18 protein-coding genes and 1 pseudogene are annotated in these 17,915 nt (G+C 67.8%); 11 read left to right on the top strand and 8 right to left on the bottom strand.

Going from position 1 to position 17,915, the window contains the following annotated elements; genetic code table 11:
- The first annotated feature begins 69 nt into the window (after positions 1-69).
- The 5 genes from lysS to IEY88_RS20000 all read left to right on the top strand — a co-directional run bounded on the left by lysS (position 70) and on the right by IEY88_RS20000 (position 5,158).
- Positions 70-1,524 (top strand): lysine--tRNA ligase, encoded by a 1,455-nt coding sequence (lysS, locus tag IEY88_RS20020; RefSeq protein WP_189156646.1) that lies wholly within the window; start codon positions 70-72, stop codon positions 1,522-1,524.
- A 114-nt stretch (positions 1,525-1,638) separates the two neighbouring features.
- A complete protein-coding gene (locus IEY88_RS20015; RefSeq protein ID WP_189156303.1) occupies positions 1,639-1,989 on the top strand; it encodes a histone-like nucleoid-structuring protein Lsr2 in 351 nt (116 codons plus the stop codon).
- Between the two features lie 303 nt (positions 1,990-2,292).
- Entirely contained in the window at positions 2,293-3,285 is a 993-nt protein-coding gene (locus IEY88_RS20010; RefSeq protein ID WP_229693567.1) for a FecCD family ABC transporter permease, read from the top strand.
- A gap of 11 nt (positions 3,286-3,296) precedes the next feature.
- Entirely contained in the window at positions 3,297-4,364 is a 1,068-nt protein-coding gene (locus tag IEY88_RS20005; protein ID WP_229693566.1) for a FecCD family ABC transporter permease, read from the top strand.
- Positions 4,361-5,158, top strand: coding sequence for an ABC transporter ATP-binding protein (locus IEY88_RS20000; RefSeq protein WP_189156302.1), 798 nt, complete (start codon positions 4,361-4,363; stop codon positions 5,156-5,158). Before IEY88_RS20005 ends, IEY88_RS20000 begins: the two co-directional genes overlap by 4 nt.
- 4 nt (positions 5,159-5,162) lie before the next feature.
- Here IEY88_RS20000 and IEY88_RS19995 read toward each other — a convergent pair whose 3' ends face one another.
- From IEY88_RS19995 to IEY88_RS19975, 5 genes are all read right to left on the bottom strand, one after another.
- The gene (locus IEY88_RS19995; protein WP_189156301.1) at positions 5,163-5,393 is read right to left on the bottom strand and encodes a hypothetical protein; all 231 of its coding nucleotides are present in this window, start codon (positions 5,391-5,393) and stop codon (positions 5,163-5,165) included.
- Positions 5,394-5,408: 15 nt separating this feature from the next.
- Entirely contained in the window at positions 5,409-5,756 is a 348-nt protein-coding gene (locus IEY88_RS19990) for a toll/interleukin-1 receptor domain-containing protein (RefSeq protein ID WP_189156300.1), read from the bottom strand.
- Entirely contained in the window at positions 5,753-6,952 is a 1,200-nt protein-coding gene (locus IEY88_RS19985; RefSeq protein ID WP_229693565.1) for a helix-turn-helix domain-containing protein, read from the bottom strand. Before IEY88_RS19985 ends, IEY88_RS19990 begins: the two co-directional genes overlap by 4 nt.
- Positions 6,949-7,266: a helix-turn-helix domain-containing protein gene (locus IEY88_RS19980; RefSeq protein WP_189156686.1), complete on the bottom strand. Its 318-nt coding sequence runs from the start codon at positions 7,264-7,266 to the stop codon at positions 6,949-6,951. The genes IEY88_RS19985 and IEY88_RS19980 overlap by 4 nt, the downstream gene beginning before the upstream one ends.
- Before the next feature lie 215 nt (positions 7,267-7,481).
- Positions 7,482-8,279 carry a (2Fe-2S)-binding protein gene (locus IEY88_RS19975; RefSeq protein ID WP_189156299.1) on the bottom strand — a complete coding sequence of 266 codons (798 nt, stop codon included), beginning with the start codon at positions 8,277-8,279 and terminating at the stop codon, positions 7,482-7,484.
- Between the two features lie 317 nt (positions 8,280-8,596).
- Here IEY88_RS19975 and IEY88_RS19970 point away from each other — a divergent pair, with 317 nt between their 5' ends.
- The 6 genes from IEY88_RS19970 (at position 8,597) to IEY88_RS19945 (ending at position 15,374) form a co-directional block, all read left to right on the top strand.
- Positions 8,597-11,158, top strand: coding sequence for an ATP-dependent Clp protease ATP-binding subunit (locus IEY88_RS19970; RefSeq protein WP_189156298.1), 2,562 nt, complete (start codon positions 8,597-8,599; stop codon positions 11,156-11,158).
- Positions 11,159-11,356: 198 nt separating this feature from the next.
- The gene (locus IEY88_RS19965; RefSeq protein WP_189156297.1) at positions 11,357-12,034 is read left to right on the top strand and encodes a YbaB/EbfC family nucleoid-associated protein; all 678 of its coding nucleotides are present in this window, start codon (positions 11,357-11,359) and stop codon (positions 12,032-12,034) included.
- Entirely contained in the window at positions 12,031-12,351 is a 321-nt protein-coding gene (locus IEY88_RS19960; protein WP_189156296.1) for a WXG100 family type VII secretion target, read from the top strand. Before IEY88_RS19965 ends, IEY88_RS19960 begins: the two co-directional genes overlap by 4 nt.
- 10 nt (positions 12,352-12,361) lie before the next feature.
- Complete coding sequence (locus tag IEY88_RS19955; RefSeq protein WP_189156295.1) at positions 12,362-13,522, top strand: WXG100 family type VII secretion target; 1,161 nt, start codon at positions 12,362-12,364, stop codon at positions 13,520-13,522.
- A 32-nt stretch (positions 13,523-13,554) separates the two neighbouring features.
- Complete coding sequence (locus tag IEY88_RS19950; RefSeq protein WP_189156294.1) at positions 13,555-14,289, top strand: hypothetical protein; 735 nt, start codon at positions 13,555-13,557, stop codon at positions 14,287-14,289.
- A 62-nt stretch (positions 14,290-14,351) separates the two neighbouring features.
- On the top strand, positions 14,352-15,374 hold the full coding sequence (locus IEY88_RS19945; protein ID WP_189156293.1) for an endonuclease/exonuclease/phosphatase family protein: 1,023 nt from the start codon (positions 14,352-14,354) through the stop codon (positions 15,372-15,374).
- Here the strand turns inward: IEY88_RS19945 and IEY88_RS19940 are convergent.
- From IEY88_RS19940 to IEY88_RS19930, 3 genes and pseudogenes are all read right to left on the bottom strand, one after another.
- A pseudogene (locus IEY88_RS19940) lies at positions 15,346-16,144 on the bottom strand (SIR2 family NAD-dependent protein deacylase). The gene IEY88_RS19945 and the pseudogene IEY88_RS19940 overlap by 29 nt on opposite strands.
- Positions 16,141-16,452: an antibiotic biosynthesis monooxygenase family protein gene (locus IEY88_RS19935; protein ID WP_189156292.1), complete on the bottom strand. Its 312-nt coding sequence runs from the start codon at positions 16,450-16,452 to the stop codon at positions 16,141-16,143. Before IEY88_RS19935 ends, IEY88_RS19940 begins: the two are co-directional and overlap by 4 nt.
- Before the next feature lie 10 nt (positions 16,453-16,462).
- Positions 16,463-17,911, bottom strand: coding sequence for a M1 family metallopeptidase (locus IEY88_RS19930; RefSeq protein WP_189156291.1), 1,449 nt, complete (start codon positions 17,909-17,911; stop codon positions 16,463-16,465).
- Between the last annotated feature and the right edge of the window lie 4 nt (positions 17,912-17,915).

The raw sequence follows: 17,915 nt of genomic DNA, 5'->3' as shown, positions 1-17,915 counted from the left end.
ACCCTTCTCCGCGTGAGTGAGCAGCCGAAGCAAAACCTCGTGACCAGCGAAGAAGACCTGCCAGAGCAGATGCGCGTGCGCCGGGAGAAGCGTGCGCGGCTGCTCGCTTCCGGTAAGGAGCCGTATCCCGTCGAAGTCGCGCGCACGCACACGTTGCGCGAGATTCGCGACGCCCATCCCGAACTCGAACCCGACACGCAGACCGGTCAGCAGGTCGGCGTCACCGGGCGCGTGATGTTCATGCGCAACACCGGAAAGCTGTGCTTCGCGACGTTGCGCGAAGGCGACGGCACCGAACTGCAGGCGATGCTGAGCCTCGCCGGCGTCGGTGAAGAAGCCCTTTCCGAGTGGAAGACCGACGTCGACCTCGGCGACCACGTTTTCGTGAGCGGTGAGGTCATCAGCTCACGTCGTGGCGAGCTTTCCGTGATGGCCGACGGGTGGCAGCTCACGTCGAAGTCGCTGCGCCCGTTGCCGGTAGCGCACAAGGAACTCGGCGAGGAAACCCGCATTCGTCAGCGTTACGTCGACCTGATCCTCAGGCCGATGGCGCGCGACACTGTTCGGACCCGTGCGAACGTCGTTCGTTCTCTGCGCGACTCGTTCCACCGGCGTGGATTCCTCGAAGTCGAGACGCCGATGTTGCAGACGCTGCAGGGAGGTGCCTCCGCGCGTCCGTTCATCACGCACTCGAACGCGCTCGACATCGACCTGTTCCTGCGCATCGCGCCGGAGCTCTACTTGAAGCGTTGCGTCGTCGGTGGCATCGAGAAGGTCTTCGAGATCAACCGCAACTTCCGCAACGAGGGTGTGGACTCGTCGCATTCGCCCGAGTTTTCGATGCTGGAGTACTACGAGGCCTACGCCACGTACGACTCGAACGCGGTACTGACGCGCGAGCTGATCCAGGAAGCGGCGGAAGCCGTGACGGGTTCTCAGATCGTCACGCTGGCGGACGGCAGCGAGTACGACCTCTCGGGTGAATGGACGACGCTCAGCATCTACGAGTCGTTGTCCGGAGCTGTTGGTGAGGAAATCACCCCCGAGACGCCTGCGGAGACGCTGCGCAAGCTTTGTGACCGGCACGAACTCGAGGTGAACCCGAAGTTCGGGCACGGCAAGCTGGTCGAGGAGCTGTGGGAGCACCTGGTGTGCGACTCGCTCTACGAGCCGACGTTCGTGCGCGACTACCCGGTCGAGACGTCCCCCCTGACCAGGCAGCACCGCAGCAAGCCGGGGGTGGCCGAAAAGTGGGATCTGTACGTGCGCGGATTCGAACTCGGCACCGGTTACTCCGAACTGGTGGACCCGGTCATCGAGCGGGAACGCCTCGAAGCACAGGCGCGTCTTGGTGCCGCCGGTGACCACGAGGCCATGCCGATCGACGAAGACTTTCTGCGATCACTGGAGTACGGAATGCCACCGAGTGGTGGCGTCGGAATGGGTATCGATCGGCTCCTGATGGCCCTCACCGGCCTGGGTATCCGCGAGACCATCTTGTTCCCGCTCGTTCGCCCTGAATGAGTAACTTTCCGGATGTCGATAGGTGCAATGCGGCACCCGTGCGCTAACCTGCCTCGAAGAAGGCTTTAGTTGGCGACGCGGGTGACCGCGCATTCGGGGTCCAGGAGGATACGCATGGCGCAGAAGGTCACGGTGACCCTCGTCGACGACGTGGACGGTTCCGCTGCTGAGGAGACCGTCGAGTTCGGACTCGATGGTGTCAGCTACACCATCGACCTTTCCTCGGGCAATGCGGGCAAACTGCGGGACGCTCTTGCCGACTTCGTGGGAAGTGCACGTCGTGCGGGTGGGCGCAAGCGGATCGGACCGGGTCGTCCGGCCGGTGCGGTGAAGGCGCGTCCCGCATCGGCGGATCGTGAGCAGAACCAGGCCATTCGCGAGTGGGCCCGCAAGCAGGGCATGAAGGTGTCGGACCGCGGCCGCATCCCGGCCGAGGTGCTCGACGCCTACCACCAGCAGGGCTGAAATTCGGTAAAGCACGAAGGGGTTCCGGGGAAGATTCCTCGGAACCCCTTCGTGTTTTCCGGGTGACGGCTCGACGACCAGCCGGCATCAGTCGTGAGAACGGTGCTGTCCAAACGAGATCGTGAAGCGCTCTTACTTCTGATCTTTTAGTTGATCTGACAACGGGTTGATATTTCTCCGCGAGTTCTCGACCTCGTCGTGGTGCGTGGTGCTGATGTGACCAGAACGTCGCTCCGGTGGCCCAGTCGTCCCAGCCGGTTCGGTTAGGCTTACCTCTCCTGTCTGGATCGAGGAGGGTGGGCCTTGGGTCGTAGGTCGTTGGGCCTGCTCTTCCTGCTGGTCGTGCTGGTCGCCGTGTGCCTGGCGAGCATCGCGGTCGGTTCGAAGGAGATCCCGCTGTCCGGGGTGTGGCACGGTCTCTTCACGCCGACCGGTGCCGAGGACGACGTGGTGATCCGCGAGCTGCGGATCCCGCGGACGTTGCTCGGCATCGCCGTGGGCATCGCACTCGGTGTGGGTGGCGCTCTCATGCAGGGCCACACGCGCAACCCGCTGGCGGACCCCGGCATCCTCGGCGTCACGCACGGCGCGGCCCTGGCGGTCGTGCTCTCCATCTTCCTGCTCGGCGTGAACTCGCTGGTCGGCTACATCTGGTTCGCCTTCGCCGGCGCGATGATCGCGAGCGTCCTGGTGTTCCTGCTCGGCTCGGCCGGGCGGGGCGGGCCCTCGCCGGTGACGCTCGCGTTGGCCGGAGCCGCTGTCTCCGCGCTGATGAACGGCCTGGTGTCGGCGATCGTGCTGCTCGACCAGCAGTCGCTCGACGCGTTCCGGTTCTGGCAGGTCGGTGCCATCGCGGGCCGCGACCTGACGGTGCTGACGCAGGTGGCGCCGTTCCTGCTCATCGGCCTGTTCATCGCCGCGTTCAACGCGCCGGGGCTCAACGCCATGTCGCTGGGCGAGGACGTGGCGAAGTCGCTGGGCGTCAACGTCCGCCGGACGCGGTCGCTGGGCATCTTCGCCATCACGTTGCTGGTGGGCGGGGCCGTCGCCGCGTGCGGGCCGATCGGGTTCCTCGGGCTCGTGGTGCCGCACGTCGCGCGTGCGTTCACCGGCCCGGACTACCGCTGGATCCTGCCCTTCTCGGCGCTGCTCGGCGCGATCCTGATCCTGTTCGCCGACATCGTCGGCCGGGTGGTCGCCCGCCCGTCCGAGGTGGAGGTCGGTGTGATGCTGGCGCTGATCGGTGCCCCGTTCTTCATCTTCCTGGTGCGGCGCAAGAAGCTGGTGAAGATTTGACGACGACCGCGGTGAAGACCCCCGCTGCCAAGGCGCCCGCACTGCGCGTGGGCGCGGCCTCGTTCCGACTGCGCCGCCGTCCGCTGCTGGTGGTGGCGGCCTCGCTGGTCGTGCTCGCGGCCGTGCTGGTCGCCGACATCATGGTCGGCGACTTCCCGCTGACCGTGGCCCAGGTCGTCGACACCCTGCTGGGCGGGGGCACGCGCCGCGACCAGTTCGTGGTGGTGGAACTGCGGATGCCCCGAGCGCTGACCGGCCTGCTGGTCGGCGGCGCGCTGGGGCTGTCCGGCGCGATCTTCCAGGCCATCGTGCGCAACCCGCTGGCCTCACCGGACATCCTCGGCGTGACGTGGGGAGCGGGCGCCGGCGCGGTCTCGGTGATCACCTTCGCCGGCTCGCTCGGCGTGGTGACCGGCAGCGCGGCGTCGATCGGTGTGCCGCTGGCGGGGCTCCTCGGCGGACTGACCGCGGGCCTGCTCGTCTACGCGCTGGCGTGGCGGCAGGGCATCGAGGGCTTCCGGATGGTGCTCGTCGGCATCGGCATCACCGCCGTGGCCGGCAACTTCACGCACTACCTGCTGACCGTCGGCGACGTCCAGGACGCCGGGCGCGCGATGGTGTGGATCACCGGCTCGTTGAACGGCCGCGGCTGGGAGCACGTCGTGCCGGTGGCTCTGGCATTGGTCGTGCTGATCCCCGTCGCGTTGATCGGCGGGCATGTGCTCGGGGCTCTGCAGTTCGACGACCAGACGTCGCGCGGGCTCGGGATCCGGGTCAACGTGGCGCGGTCGTTCCTGATCGTCGTGGCGATCGTGCTGGCGTCCGTGGCCACCGCGGCAGCCGGGCCGATCACGTTCGTCGCGCTGGCCACGCCGCAGATCGCCCTGAGGTTGTCCGGGACCGCGCAGCCGCCGTTGTTCGGCTCGGTGGTGATCGGCGGTGCCCTGGTGATGTTGTCGGACCTGGTCGCGCGGACGATCTACCGGACCGAGCTCCCCGTCGGCGTCGTCACCGCCGTGCTGGGTGCGCCCTACCTGATGTTCCTGCTGATCCGAAGCCGCCGGGAGGCGCGGGTATGAGTGTGCGTCTCGAAGCTTCGTCGCTGTCGATCGGTTACGGGGAGCGGCTGGTCGTCGACTCCCTCGACCTGTCGATCCTCGGCGGGACCGTCACCGCCGTGATCGGGCCCAACGGGTGCGGCAAGTCGACCCTGCTGAAGGCCCTCGGGCGGTTGCTGCCCGCCCGGTCCGGCGCGGTGCTGCTGGACGGCAAGCAGATCGAGTCGATGTCCACCCGGGACGTCGCCCGGGTGCTGGGGATGTTGCCGCAGGCCCCGTCCGCTCCCGAGGGGCTCACGGTCGCGGACCTCGTCGCCCGCGGCCGGCACCCGCACCAGTCCTGGTACCGGCAGTGGTCCTCCGACGACGCCGCGGCCGTCGACGCCGCGCTGGAGATGACGGGAATCCTGGACCTGGCCGAACGGACCGTCGACGAGCTGTCCGGTGGGCAGCGGCAGCGGGCCTGGATCTCCATGGCGCTCGCCCAGGGGACCGATCTGCTGCTGCTGGACGAGCCGACCACCTACCTGGACCTGGCCCACCAGATCGACGTGCTGGACCTGGTGCAGGAGCTGCACGCCTCGATGGGACGCACCATCGTGATGGTGCTGCACGACCTGAACCTGGCCGCCCGGTACGCGGACAACGTCGTCGCCATGCGGTCCGGGCGGATCGTCGCCCAGGGCTCGCCCGCCGAGGTGCTGACCGAGGAGATGCTGCTGGAGGTGTTCGGGCTGGACGCGCGGGTCGTCGAGGACCCCGTGTCCGGGACGCCGCTCGTCGTCCCGGTGGGGTCGCGGCACCGCCTGCCGTGACGACCTAGTCGAGCAGCATGTGCAGGGTGACGATCACGGTGCCCAGCGCGAAGAGGCCGGCGAGCACCGCTCCGGGCACGTTGTGGTTCATCAGGAAGGTCAGCGCGCCGACGGTGCCGCCGAACAGCACGCCACTGATGACGATCAGCATCGTGCGCAGGCCGACGAACCCGCGCTGGCCGGTCGGGGTGGGGGTGTGCCCGCAGGTCGGGCAGGGTGGGGTGGGAGTGGTCATCGCCTCGTCCTCGGGTCAGGCGGTCAGCGCCGCGTTGTCCTGCTCGGAGATCAGCTTGTAGACCGGGAGGTCGTGGTCGGGCTCCCGGAGCAGGCGGTACCTCTTGTGATCGCTGACGCCGGCCCAAACCAGCTCTCTCCTGGTCCACCTGGTCCGCGCGTACGAGGGCGAGCGGACGGCCACGAACACCCTCGACTCCACGAACGCGCGCTTCAGGCCGTAGTAGCGGTCGCCATGCGCGTCGTGGTGCAGGTCGTCGATGTAGGGGGTGCAGCCCGGCAGCAACGTCTTGAGCTGGCGCTCGATCTCGCGGAGCGCCTCGACGTCGTTGTCCTTGCGGGCGTAGCTCACGAAAACCTTCATCCGAGTCCCGCCGATCCGTCCAGTTGGGGCTTCAGCTCCGCCAGGACGTCCTCGACCGCGGGGTCGCCCGCCCAGCGGCGCCGCAGCACCTCGGCCAGCGCCTTGAGGTCGACCCGGATGGTGTTGGAGTCCACGCGGTGGATGTCGTGGAGCACCGAGCGGACCGTCTCGCAGGCTTCCCCCCGGTCGCCGTTGGACGCGTGGGCCAGCGCCAGGCGCGTCGTGAACCGCGTTCTCGACCGCACGTACTGGGTCCCGATCGCGTCGATCTGGGTGCGCAACACCTCGACCGCCTCGTCGTAGACGCACAGGTCGACCAGCGCCCACCCCCTGGTGATCTCGACCGGCAGGGGGACGCTCTTGATGCCGAGCGACTGCGGGTCGGCCGCCGTCGCCGCGTCGAAGAACAGCTGGGCCTCGTCGAGGGCGCGCAGGCAACCGGAGTGGTCGCCGAGCAGCGCGTGGCCCTGGGCCTGCCGCTGCCACGCGAAGGAACGGGTGCGGTCGTCGAGACCGTCCTGCGCGAGCGTCCTGCGGGTCAGGTCCAGGATCTGCAGCCCGTCACCCAGGTACAGGGCGATGTCGGCGATCCTGATCAGCTTCCAGTGCTCCAGGGTCCTGTCGCCGGCCTCGAGGGCCAGTTGGGCGGCCTCCTGCGTCAGGCGCTTGCACAACTCGTTCTGCCCCCGTTCCTGGGCCATCCAGCCGGCGTACTCCTTGATCGCGGCGAGCGCGTTGAACAGCTCCGTGACGCTTCCCGGCCTCGCCGACCTGAGCATCTCGTTCGCCGTGCCGACGTTCGTGAGCGCCATCGGGAGGATGAGCTCGGGGCTCATGTGGTGCCCCATGTTCCGCAACGTCGAGTAGATCCCCCACAGCTGCGTCGAGTAGACGTCGACGCTGCCGCGGAACCTGTACCCGCTGTTGTCGTCGGTGGTGGCGAGAGCGGACAGGACGCTGAACGCCTGCTCCTGCTCGGCTCGGGCAGCTTCGTCGTCCCGAAGCGTCGCGAGCAGTTGCCCCTTCGCTGCCAGGACGCTGTCGCAGACCCTCGCGGTGGCCGTCGCCGCCGTGCGTTCGCCGAGTTCGAGCTTGCTCAGGTAGCCCTTGGAGTAGTTGGTCAGGTGGGACAGCTGCGTCAGCGAAAGGCCCCGCTCCTGACGCAGACGGCGAAGCGTGCTGCCGAAGTCGTTCACCGGGCACTCCCGAACAGTCCGAGGTAAAGGCGTTCGAAGTGCTCGACGTCGCCGCGGCAGGCCACGACGTACGTCCGGACCATCTCCAAGGTCGGCTGCTTCCGGCCGCTCGCGGTCTTGGAGAGCGCGCTCTCCGAGGCGGGAACGCGCCTGGCCAGCTCGGTGTAGGGCGGTCTGCCGGTGCTGTCCCGCAATGCGCGCAAAGCCTCCGCGAACAGCCGTTTCGGGCAGTCCGCCGGTCCGGTCAGGGGAGTCTCGCGTCGTCCTGATCCGGGGGTGCTCGGCGCGGGTTCGGGACGACTCCTCGTCGTCATCGGTGTTACCTCCAGCTGCTCGCTCATCGCAAGGATGACCTACCCATTTCCTTTTAGGAAGTTCGAGGGCAGCATTGGAATTAAATGCGTGGTGTTCGTTGGCGACAGGCGACGAACTCGTTGGCGACAGGCGACAGGTCACGTTGGCGACAGGCGACCCCGCAGAACGAGGAAGGCCCCCTCGCCGTCGTGAGGGGGCCTTCTTGCTGGTGAAGTCAGTTGCAGGTGCGCGGGCAGGCCGTGCACGGCTCCGCGCCCGGCAGCACGTAGTGGAAGCAGCAGCTGTTGCGCTTGCGCTTCCAGCCCTCGTCGGTGAAGTGCAGCGACGACGCCGCCACGAAGGGTTCGAGCTTCTCGGGGAGGATCATCGCCGCGTCGGTCACGCCCGCGTTCTCATCGCCGAACAGGCGGCCGGCCGCCCACGGGCCGTACTCCAGCATGTCGGTCGCCGCTGCCCAGAGCTGGCGGCGGCCGAAGCGGACCACCTGGCCGAACGACGCCACGAACTGGGCGGCGTGCGCGGCGTAACGGGCGCGCAGGACGGCGGCGAGGGCCGCCTCGTTCGGCACGACGGTGGCGGCGGGGTGGTTCGAGGCCGGGTCGTCGGGCAGGCAGGCGAACTCGTCGCAGAACAGCGCCGTGCCGACCGGGTGCGGGCGGCCAGGGGTGTTCAGGCGGAACGCCATGTCCGAGGGCCGCAGGGTCGGCACCCGGCGGGCCGTGTGGAAGAGGAGGCCTGCCAGGTGACCGGGAACGTGCAGGTACCAGCCCATGATGTAGCCGGCGGTGGCCCTGTCGTCGGACTCGCCGTACTGCTCGACCATCCACTCGGCGAGGTCCTTGCGCCACAGGTCGAAGCGCGTGGGCTCGGCCAGCAGGTCCGAACAGGTCGTCCAGTCGTCAGAGGGCGTGCCGAAGACGATCTCGGTGCCGGTCTGCAGGCGGGCGATGGATTCGGCCAGTGGCGTGAGCGCACGCGGGTTCTGCTGTGAGACCCTCGCAGGTACGGTCAACGCGCAAGTCCAATCTCATTGCATGAGGCTTGCCTAACCTTACCTAAGATCGCCTCTCCTGCGCCTCCTCGGTGGCCCCGGTCACAGGAGTATCGCTCAACGGTTGTTTGTTCGCGTTCAGCGGACATCGCCCGATCTGTGGAATCCGTTGGGCCCGACCTGCGTTGATGCTGATGTCAACGTTCACCGGACGCGGCTTGCCGCTGATGGGAGCCACAGGCCTCGGGACCGCCCACTACAGTGGAGCCACGGTGCCGCGCTCACCAGGGTAGATCGGTGGAGCCGAGGACCGCCGACGCAGCAGTCAGGGAGTGCGAATGTTCGAAAGGTTCACCGACCGCGCGAGGCGGGTGGTTGTTCTTGCCCAAGAAGAGGCAAGGATGCTCAACCACAACTACATCGGCACCGAGCACATCCTCCTGGGTCTGATCCACGAGGGTGAAGGTGTCGCCGCCAAGGCGCTCGAGTCGTTGGGGATTGCGCTGGAAGGCGTCCGCCAGCAGGTCGAGGAGATCATCGGCCAGGGCCAGCAGGCCCCCAGCGGTCACATCCCCTTCACCCCACGTGCGAAGAAGGTCCTGGAGCTCTCGCTGCGCGAGGCGCTTCAGCTCGGCCACAACTACATCGGCACCGAGCACATCCTGCTCGGCCTGATCCGCGAGGGCGAGGGCGTCGCCGCCCAGGTCCTGGTGAAGCTCGGGGCCGACCTCAACAGGGTGCGCCAGCAGGTGCTGCAGCTGCTGTCCGGCTACTCGACGGAGAAGGGCACGTCGGAGTCGCCCGGTCGTGGCGAGGGCACCCCGTCGTCGTCCCTGGTGCTCGACCAGTTCGGGCGCAACCTCACGGCCTCGGCCCGTGAGGGCAAGCTCGACCCGGTCATCGGTCGCACCAAGGAGATCGAGCGGGTCATGCAGGTGCTGTCCCGCCGCACCAAGAACAACCCGGTCCTCATCGGCGAGCCCGGCGTCGGCAAGACCGCCGTCGTCGAGGGCCTCGCGCAGATGGTCGTCAAGGGCGAGGTGCCCGAGACGCTCAAGGACAAGCAGCTCTACACGCTCGACCTCGGCTCGCTGGTCGCGGGCTCGCGCTACCGCGGTGACTTCGAAGAGCGCCTGAAGAAGGTCCTCAAGGAGATCCGCACGCGCGGCGACATCATCCTGTTCATCGACGAGATCCACACGCTCGTCGGCGCGGGTGCCGCCGAGGGCGCGATCGACGCCGCGTCGATCCTCAAGCCGATGCTGGCTCGCGGTGAGCTGCAGACGATCGGTGCCACCACGCTCGACGAGTACCGCAAGCACGTCGAGAAGGACCCCGCGCTGGAGCGCCGCTTCCAGCCGATCCAGGTGGGCGAGCCGTCGCTCGAGCACACCATCGAGATCCTCAAGGGCCTGCGCGACCGGTACGAGGCGCACCACCGCGTCTCGATCACCGACTCCGCGCTCGTCGCCGCCGCCACGCTGGCCGACCGGTACATCAACGACCGGTTCCTGCCGGACAAGGCGATCGACCTCATCGACGAGGCGGGCGCCCGCATGCGCATCCGCCGGATGACGGCGCCGCCGGACCTGCGCGAGTTCGACGAGAAGATCGCGGACGTCCGTCGCGACAAGGAGTCCGCGATCGACGCGCAGGACTTCGAGCGCGCGGCGAAGCTGCGTGACGCGGAGAAGCAGCTCCTGGGCCAGAAGGCCGAGCGGGAGAAGCAGTGGAAGGACGGTGACCTGGACGTCGTCGCCGAGGTCGACGACGAGCAGATCGCCGAGGTCCTCGCCAACTGGACCGGCATCCCGGTGTTCAAGCTCACCGAGGAGGAGACCACGCGTCTGCTCCGCATGGAGGACGAGCTGCACAAGCGGATCATCGGCCAGGTCGACGCGGTGAAGGCCGTGTCGAAGGCGATCCGCCGCACCCGCGCCGGCCTGAAGGACCCGAAGCGCCCCTCCGGCTCGTTCATCTTCGCCGGCCCGTCCGGCGTCGGTAAGACCGAGCTCTCGAAGGCGCTGGCGAACTTCCTGTTCGGCGAGGACGACGCGCTCATCCAGATCGACATGGGCGAGTTCCACGACCGCTACACCGCGTCGCGGCTCTTCGGTGCCCCTCCCGGTTACGTCGGCTACGAAGAGGGCGGCCAGCTCACCGAGAAGGTGCGCCGCAAGCCGTTCTCCGTCGTGCTCTTCGACGAGATCGAGAAGGCCCACCAGGAGGTCTACAACACGCTGCTCCAGGTGCTGGAAGACGGCCGCCTGACCGACGGTCAGGGCCGGACGGTGGACTTCAAGAACACCGTCATCATCTTCACGTCGAACCTGGGCACGTCGGACATCAGCAAGGCAGTGGGCCTCGGCTTCACCTCGGGTCAGGACGGCGCGTCCAACTACGAGCGCATGAAGAACAAGGTCAACGACGAGCTGAAGAAGCACTTCCGCCCCGAGTTCCTCAACCGCATCGACGACATCATCGTCTTCCACCAGCTGACTCAGGACGAGATCATCAAGATGGTGGACCTGATGATCGCCCGCGTCGAGACGCAGCTGAAGAACAAGGACATGGCGATCGAGCTGACCGACAGGGCCAAGTCCCTGCTCGCGAAGCGCGGCTTCGACCCGGTCCTGGGCGCACGTCCGCTGCGCAGGACGATCCAGCGCGAGATCGAGGACACCCTGTCGGAGAAGATCCTGTTCGGCGAACTCCAGCCGGGCCAGATCATCATCACCGACGTCGAGGGCTGGGACGGCGAGTCCGACCAGCACGACAAGGCGAAGTTCGTGTTCCGCGGCGAGGCCAAGCCAACCCGCGTCCCGGACGCCCCGCCCGTCGACCTCACCGCCACGGCGGCCGCCGAACCGCAGGACGCCCCGGCGAACGACAGCGAGTGATCTAGCTAGACAGCACACAAGAACGGCCCCCAGGCCCCGGCCTGGGGGCCGTTCTCGTGTGCGCGGCAATCGCCTCGATAGGTTGTCGATTTGCCGGTTTTGCTGCCTGCCAGGCTGCTCGCTGGCACTATTTCCCTGCTTCGAAGAAGTCGAGGTGAAGGTCCCGGATGCGGGATCAGAACTAGGGAGGTTCTGTTCGTGTCGGCGGAGTTCGACCAGTTGGTTGCACAGTTCGAACGGTTCCAGACCCAAATGCATCGGGTGGACCAGCAGTTCTCCAACCTTGACGAGATGCAGCAGAAGCTGACCGAAATGGAGGCGGTCGCCACCTCGGCCGACCGCGCGGTGACGGTCGTCGCAGGTCCGTCCGGGACCATCAAGGACATCAGGCTGACCGACCAGGCCATGCGCCGCCCGCCGCATGCACTCGCCGCCGAGCTGATGTCGACGTTGCAGAAGGCGGTTGCGGAAGCCGCACGGCGGCAGGCGGGCATCGTCGAGAGTGCGTTGGGCGACGACATGCATCTCAAGGATCAGGTGCTGGAGACCCAGGCCCAGCTCTTCGGTATGACACCGGACGAGCTGCGCCGTGCGACGGCGGACGAAGCCGTTCCACCGGCGCCCGCACCCTCGCCGTCGCAGACGCCCCCGCCGCTCCCAAGCCAGATGCGCCCGCCGGCGTCTCCCGGTCCGCAGGCACCCCCCAGTTCGCCGGCGCCTCCTCGTCGTCCTGCGCCCGAACCGGCTGAGGACTTCTCGGACCAGAACGTGCTTCGCGGCGACTCGTGGGACGCACGTTCGGCCAAGCAAGCTCCGCCATCCTCAAAGGATGATCGGTTCTTGAACCTCTACGACGACGAGGACGGCGGCCGATGAGCGGTTTCGACGTCAACCCGGACGAGCTCCGCCAGTTCGCGGGCAAGATGGACGGTCACCTCGGCAGGGCGGGCGAGATCGCCGGTCTCGTCGCCAAGGCGGATGTCGGTGACAAGTCCTGGGGCGTGGTGGGCTGGGTCACCAAGAGCGAGTACACGCAGAGGCTCGCTGACCTGAAAGAACTTTTCGCCGACATGCAGGCGGGCATGCAGTCCGGTGCGGAAAAGTTCCGAGGCACCGCTGACGGCTACGCGGACCAGGAAGAGGCGTTGAAGAGGATCTTCAACGACATTCCGGTCGAGATCGACCGGAAGTAGGGACGCGGGCATGGTGGAACAGAAGATCCCCGCCGGTGGCGTCGAGATCACGGTCGGCGAGAAGACCACCGGCAGGAAGATGGCGGAAGCCACCCCGTTCCTCGGGAACTACCTCAAAACCGCCGAAGCCGCGGGCAAGTTCAGCGACGGCGCGGACGGCTCGGAGGTGACCGGACTGGTCTCGGAGGGTGCGGCGGTGCTCGGCGCGCTCGGGACGTCCGCCTACGGCATCGCGACCGACCCGATCGGCTGGTTGGTGGGGCAGGGGCTGAACTTCCTGATCAGCGTGGTGCAGCCGCTGGAGGACGCAATCCACCTCGTCAGCGGCGATGGTCCCGCGTTGCAGCAGGCCGCGGAGAACTTCAACAACATCGCCAAGGGCGTCGCCGACATGAGGGCGAAGTTCGACGAGGACCTGAAGAACGCGGTGCAGACCTGGGGTGGGCAGACGTCCGAAGTGGCTGCCACGAAGCTCGGCGAGTTCGCCAACGGCATCGACGGTGTCGCGGGGCAGGCCGGTGAGCTCGCTCGCATGCTGCAGACCTCGAGCATGATCATGACCATCGTCGAGGACTTCATCAAGGCGATCCTCACCGAACTGATCACCTGGCTGGTCATGATCTGGATTCCCGCGCTGGCGGCCGCAGTGCCGAGTTTCGGCGCTTCGACCGCCGCCGCTGGTGCCGCCACCGGCGTGCGCGTCGCGACGACGGGCAGCCGAGTCGCCCGCATCGTAGCCAAGTTGCGCCAGTTCCTCGACAAGATCGTGGCCTTCCTGCGCAATCTCGGTGGTCGGTTCAAGAACGTCGGGACGGCGATCAAGAAGTCCATGGCGGACAAGAAGACGAACGTCGCGTTCGCCGACCTCACCAAGGAGATCAGCAAGAAGGACCCGGACAGGGGTCTGCCCGGTGTTCCGGTTCCCGCGATGGCCAAGCTGTGGGGCAGCGACAAGGGAATGATCGGCCAGCGGGTCGAGGGCGGGTTCCCGAAGGCGATGGGGACTGCGGCGATCGACGCGGTGCGCAGTCAGTTCGGTGTCGGCACGGGAGCGAACGCCGGCGTCGACAAGCCCGTGCGGAACTTTGGCAACTACCTGAAGAGCGACGAATACGACAACACCGGTGCAGATCGCCCGAAACAGCGGATCGAAGGGGACCTCGACCTGTGACGGACTCGTACGAGCTGAATCTCTTGCTCCTCGTGGCGTTCTTGGCCGCGTTCGTGGCTCTGATCTACGCGCTGGTCCGGCGCGGTCGGAAGAAGGCCGAACGTGCTCGGCGCGCCGAGTTGAGCGAGTTCGCGGCGAGCATCGGTGGCACCCTCGTGGACGAGGGCGATGACACGCGGCCGTGGTCGGCCGACTTCGAGCGCGCGATGGACGACGAGTACGGCACGCTGGTGAAGTGGCTCGGGCGTGCATCGGGGGCGAAGTTCGACTACGCACTGGACTTCTCGCGGAACGGGTGGCAGGTGCGGGTCACCGAGGCGTCGATGGAGTTGGTCTCGTCGGTTGGCACGAACACGTCTTACGAGATGCGGGTTGAAGTCGCCACCGCGGACCTGGTGGCGCTGAAGATCACGCAGGTCCGAGGCGGAGGGCTCGGGTCGCGCTGGGCCGGCGAGATGCCGGTCAGCGTCGAGCGCGGGGACCATCCGCTGTGGATGCCGTTGCGGTTGCCCTTGTCGATCAGCCACGCGTTCGTGGCGTACGCCAGCGATCTGTCAGAGGCGGCGGACTTCTTCAACGTGGACGTCGTCGAGTGGTTGCTCAAGCAGACCAAGCAGCACGAACTGCCCAACCTGTGCATTGAGGCCGGGGTCGCCTACTGCGTCGTTGACGGGCCGATCCTGCCGCAGTTCGTGATGCGGAAGGTCGACGCGATCATCGACCTCCTCAGCCTCGTGCCGGGCAGTCAGCGCGACGTCGCGGTGTAGCCGCGAGCACCTCCGACAGTTTCGGAGGGCAACGGGAGGGGCTGGCGGCCGTCCTCTGAAGCATGGGCACCACACCGGAGACCGACGCGCGTTCGGGCACACTGCACGACGTGGTCACCACCGAGGTGAAGCCGCAGAAGAGCGGTTTCACCACGTTCCTGCTGGTCCTGTGCGCGCTGGCGTTCGTCACCGCCGCCCTGGTCAGGCTGCTCGGCATCGACGGCACGCGGTACATGATCGCCGCGACGTCGCTGACCCCGTACATCACCGTCGCAGGGCTGCTCATCGGGTTGTTCGCGCTGTTCCGCAAGAGGTGGGTCATCGGGCTGACGATGACCATCGTGGCGGTCGTGCTCGTCGCGAACGTCGCGCCGCGGGCGTTTCCCGACGCACGGCCCAACGGGGTGGGGCAGCAGGTCAGGCTGATGACCGCGAACCTGCTCGTCGGCATCGCGGACGCGCAGTTCGTCGTGCAGGAGGTCAGGAAGCGCAACATCGACGTCCTGGCGTTGCAGGAGCTGACGCCGGACATGGTGAGCGACCTCGACCGGGCCGGCCTGCGGCAGGTGCTGCCCAACCGGGTCTTCCTCGACGAGCCGGGCGGGTCCGGCAGCGGGCTCGCCTCCCGGTTCCCGCTCTCGCAGCGGAACCTGACGCCACCGGGCTCGTTGCAGCAGGCAGGAGCGCTGGTCGACCTGCCGGGCAAGGACATCGAGGTCGTCTCGGTGCACCCGTTGCCGCCCGTGGTCACCGACGGACCGGAGGCGTGGCAGCGCGAGCTCGCCGGCCTGCCTGCACCCGACTCGACCGGCGCGATCAGGGTGCTCGCGGGCGACTTCAACGCCACGCTCGACCACGTCGGCATGACGCGGCTGCTGAACAAGGGGTACGTCGACGCGGCTGACCAGGTCGGCAAGGGGCTGATCCACACGTGGCCCTCCGACAGCGGGTTCTGGCCGCCGCCGGTCACCATCGACCACGTGCTGGTGGACTCGAAGATCCTCGTGGACACGGTGGACGTGTTCGACGTGCCCGGCAGCGATCACCGGGCCGTCGTCACGCAGTTCGTCGTGCCAAGGCTGTGAGTGCTTCCAGCGCGCCGACCGGCAGCGACACCCCGCGGGCCGTGCCGCACTTCGGGCTCGCGAACGTTGATCCGGATCAACGCACCGGACGCGGCGCTGGCCAGCTCGGCCTGACGCCGCACGGTCGGCACGGCGGTGCCGGCGCCGATCTCGACCACGGCGAGTTTCCGGTGCGAACGACGCCACTCCGTCAGCTCGTCGAGCTGCCGCTGGCTGCGGTGCGGCACCCAGCCCCAGTCACCGAACATCAGGATGTTGGGCCGCGCCAGCCCGCCGCAGTTCGGGCACGAGGGCAGCTCACCCACCGCCCGCATCGTCACCGGGTCGACGGCGACGTCGAACGAGCACTCCCAGATCTCGTCCGTGCACGGTTCCACGCACTGGGCGTGGTGGATCGACCCGTGGACCTCGGCGACGTCCGCGAAGCCGGCCTTCTGGAACTGTCCGTCCACGTTGGACGTGAACACCCGCGCGCCCCACGACCGCAGCACGGCGAAACCCTCGTGCGGCACGGTGGCGCGGTACAGGCCGAGCCGGTGGCCGTAGAAACCCCACGCCAGCGCGGGATCGTCGGCGAAGTGCACCGGGTCGGCGATCTCCTCGAACTTCAGCCCGAGCCGCTCGTACGGCGGGTACGCCCGCCAGAAGCCCTCGGTGCCGCGGAAGTCGGGGAGACCCGAGTCGACCCCCATGCCGGCACCGGCGCAGACGAGGACGGCGTCCGCGCCGGTGATCAGCTCGGCGGCTCTGTCGTAAGCCTCTTCGGTCACTGCTTGGGCTTGCTGCCCAGCACGACCTCGAACTCCAGCAGGTCGGCACCGCTCGACACGGGCCGTGCACGCTCACCGGAGTGTGCGGCCGCACCGGCCTGGCCATCGCGCCACGCGACGAAGTCGGCGTCGGTCTCCCAGTGCGTGACGACGAAGTAGCGGTCCTCGCCCGCGACCGGGCGCAGGAGCTCGAAGCCGAGGAAGCCGGGCTGGTCGTCGACCGCGCCCAGACGGGCGGCGAACCGCTTCTCGAGCTCGGGGCCGTTGCCCTCGGGGACCTTGATCGCGTTGATCTTCACGACTGCCATGCCACCGACTCTAGCGACGAACCCCGACAGGCAGCAGGTACTGGTCGTCCGGAATGCCCGAGTCCCGGAACCAGGCCTTGAAGAACGGATCCAGCGGCTGCCCCGAGGCCTGCTTGAAGTGCTCCTCGAACTCCGGCCACGACGCGTTGCTGTCGCGGTGCTTCACGAGCCACGACTGCAGCGCCTTGAAGAACACGTCGTCACCGACCTGCTTGCGCAGCGCGTGCATGCCCATCAGGCCCTTGTCGTACACACCGCGGAACTCGTTGCCGCGACCCATGTCGTAGAGCTTCGGCGCCCAGAACGACGACCGCTCGCGCCGCTGCTCGACCTGGTCGCGGTAGCGCTGGTCGAGGTCGGTGCCCTCGTGCTCCAGCCACAGCCACTGCGCGTAGGACGCGAGGCACTCGTTGAGGCAGATGTCCGCCCAGTTCTCGATCGACACCGAGTCGCCGAACCACTGGTGGGCGTTCTCGTGCACGACGGTCTCCAGGTCGGCCCAGGCGGCGTAGATCGGCCTGGTCTGGGTCTCCAGCGAGAACCCGATCTGGTCCGCGACCCAGATGCTGCCCGCCGCGCGCTGCGGGTACGGGCCGAACTTCGTCTCCAGGTACGCGAGGACCTCCGGGCCCTGCGACTGGATCGGCTTCTTCGCCGCGGACGTGCCGGGCGCGTAGGCGTCGACCACCGGCGTGCCGTTGGGCAGCTTCGAGCGGACGACCTCGAACTTGTCGATCGCCACCGTGGCCAGGTAGGTCGCGAGCGGGGTCTCCTCGGACCAGGTGAACGTCGTCCAGCCGCCGTCGCGGGTCGCAGGGCCTTCGAGGCCGTTCGAGATCGCGGTCCAGCCGTCCGGGACGCGGGCCGCGACCTTCAGCGCCGCCTTGTCGCGCGGGGTGTCGTTGGCCGGGAACCACGTCGTCGCGGAGTGCGGCTGACCTGCGGCGAACGCTCCACCGGTGGACGAGATCTGCCAGCCGCTGCGGCCGAGCGAGGCGTCGTCGATCGTCGTGGGCTGGCCGCCGTAGGTGATGACCGCGGTGAACGGCTTGCCCTTCGCTAGTGGCGCGGCGGGCGTGATGACCAGTTCGTGGTCGCCCTCCTGCACGAACTTCGCGGGCTGCCCGGCGACCTTCACCTCGCTCACCTTCAAACCTTCGAGGTCGAGGTTGAAGCGCGCGAGATCGGCGGAAGCGGTCGCGGTGACGGACGCGACGCCGTCGAGCTTCTTCGACCCCGGGTCGTAGGTGATCGCCAGGTCGTAGAGCGTGACGTCGTAGCCGCTGTTGCCGTCCGTCGGGTAGTACGCGTCGCCCGCGCCCGCCCCGGCCTCCACCGCTGCCTGCGGTGACGTCTCCTGCTGCTTCGCGGGATCGCCGCCCGGCGTTCTGAACACGACGAGCAGACCTGCGACGAGCACGATCAACACCAGGGCGATCAGGTACGGGCGGGCCTTCATGCGT

The organism is Lentzea pudingi (assembly GCF_014646255.1).
GTDB lineage: Bacteria > Actinomycetota > Actinomycetes > Mycobacteriales > Pseudonocardiaceae > Lentzea > Lentzea pudingi.
Note: the sequence above shows the minus strand (reverse complement) of the source record. Positions and strands in the feature narration are given on the sequence as shown.

Bases quoted from the DNA above. Each gene is read 5' to 3' on its own strand.
- lysS (WP_189156646.1), top strand. From the start codon at position 70: ATGCGCGTGCGCCGGGAGAAGCGTGCGCGGCTGCTCGCTTCCGGTAAG.
- IEY88_RS20015 (WP_189156303.1), top strand. From the start codon at position 1,639: ATGGCGCAGAAGGTCACGGTGACCCTCGTCGACGACGTGGACGGTTCC.
- IEY88_RS20000 (WP_189156302.1), top strand. From the start codon at position 4,361: ATGAGTGTGCGTCTCGAAGCTTCGTCGCTGTCGATCGGTTACGGGGAG.
- IEY88_RS19995 (WP_189156301.1), bottom strand. From the start codon at position 5,393: ATGACCACTCCCACCCCACCCTGCCCGACCTGCGGGCACACCCCCACC.
- IEY88_RS19990 (WP_189156300.1), bottom strand. From the start codon at position 5,756: ATGAAGGTTTTCGTGAGCTACGCCCGCAAGGACAACGACGTCGAGGCG.
- IEY88_RS19980 (WP_189156686.1), bottom strand. From the start codon at position 7,266: ATGACGACGAGGAGTCGTCCCGAACCCGCGCCGAGCACCCCCGGATCA.
- IEY88_RS19970 (WP_189156298.1), top strand. From the start codon at position 8,597: ATGTTCGAAAGGTTCACCGACCGCGCGAGGCGGGTGGTTGTTCTTGCC.
- IEY88_RS19960 (WP_189156296.1), top strand. From the start codon at position 12,031: ATGAGCGGTTTCGACGTCAACCCGGACGAGCTCCGCCAGTTCGCGGGC.
- IEY88_RS19955 (WP_189156295.1), top strand. From the start codon at position 12,362: ATGGTGGAACAGAAGATCCCCGCCGGTGGCGTCGAGATCACGGTCGGC.
- IEY88_RS19945 (WP_189156293.1), top strand. From the start codon at position 14,352: ATGGGCACCACACCGGAGACCGACGCGCGTTCGGGCACACTGCACGAC.
- IEY88_RS19935 (WP_189156292.1), bottom strand. From the start codon at position 16,452: ATGGCAGTCGTGAAGATCAACGCGATCAAGGTCCCCGAGGGCAACGGC.
- IEY88_RS19930 (WP_189156291.1), bottom strand. From the start codon at position 17,911: ATGAAGGCCCGCCCGTACCTGATCGCCCTGGTGTTGATCGTGCTCGTC.